Genomic DNA, 833 nt, shown 5'->3' on the forward strand with positions numbered 1-833 from the left:
CCCTGTTGCAAAGTTGAATATCCTGTTGGAAACCACTGCTGGTGTTAGCGTGGGGTTTGGCAGATGCGTGATTTCAAGGGTCGTCATTTTCGTGGTGAAGTGATCTTATGGGCGGTGCGTTGGTATTGCCGCTATGGGATCAGCTACCGCGACCTTGAAACCATGCTGGCCGAGCGAGGCGTGAGCGTTGATCATTCAACAATTTATCGCTGGGTCCAGCGCTATGCGCCGGAGATGGAAAAGCGCCTTCGCTGGTATTGGAAACGCCCAGGCTTTTCCAGCAGCTGGCGGGTTGATGAGACTTACATCAAGGTCAAAGGGAAATGGGCGTATCTGTACCGGGCTGTCGGCAAAGGCGGTGATACGATTGATTTTTTCCTCTCACAGACCCGGAACGCCAAGGCTGCCAAACGCTTTCTGGGCAAAGCTTTGAACGGCCTGAGGGAGTGGGAGAAGCCTGAGACAATCAACACAGACAAGGCGCCGACCTATGGTCGGGCCATCAACGAACTCAAGAAGAACGGTAAGCTTCCCGATACGGTGAAACACCGTCAGGTGAAGTATCTGAACAACGTGATTGAGGCCGATCACGGCAAGCTGAAACAACTGATTAAACCGGTCCGTGGCTTCAAAAGTCTCAAAACCGCTTATGCGACGATCAAGGGTTTTGAGGTCATGCGTGCCCTGAAAAAGGGACAAGCTGAACTTTTCCAATTCCAAGAGGGTATCATGGGAGAAGTGCGTCTCATCGAAAGACAATTCAGCTTCTAAGCCGTTTGAAAATCAAAACAAATGGGATGCACTCAACCCAGACTTAACTTTGCAACAGGGCC

The 833-nt window shown here is 51.1% G+C and carries 1 protein-coding gene; it reads left to right on the forward strand.

All coding sequences use genetic code 11. The features are described 5' to 3' along the window. Positions 1–63: 63 nt before the first annotated feature. Positions 64–771, forward strand: coding sequence for an IS6 family transposase (locus NTH01S_RS11465; RefSeq protein WP_068173785.1), 708 nt, complete (start codon positions 64–66; stop codon positions 769–771). Positions 772–833 lie beyond the last annotated feature (62 nt).

It is taken from the genome of Neokomagataea thailandica NBRC 106555 (assembly GCF_001598495.1).
Classification (GTDB): domain Bacteria; phylum Pseudomonadota; class Alphaproteobacteria; order Acetobacterales; family Acetobacteraceae; genus Gluconobacter; species Gluconobacter thailandicus_A.

Coding starts and splice junctions, on each gene's coding strand:
- NTH01S_RS11465 (WP_068173785.1), top strand. CDS start 64: ATGCGTGATTTCAAGGGTCGTCATTTTCGTGGTGAAGTGATCTTATGG.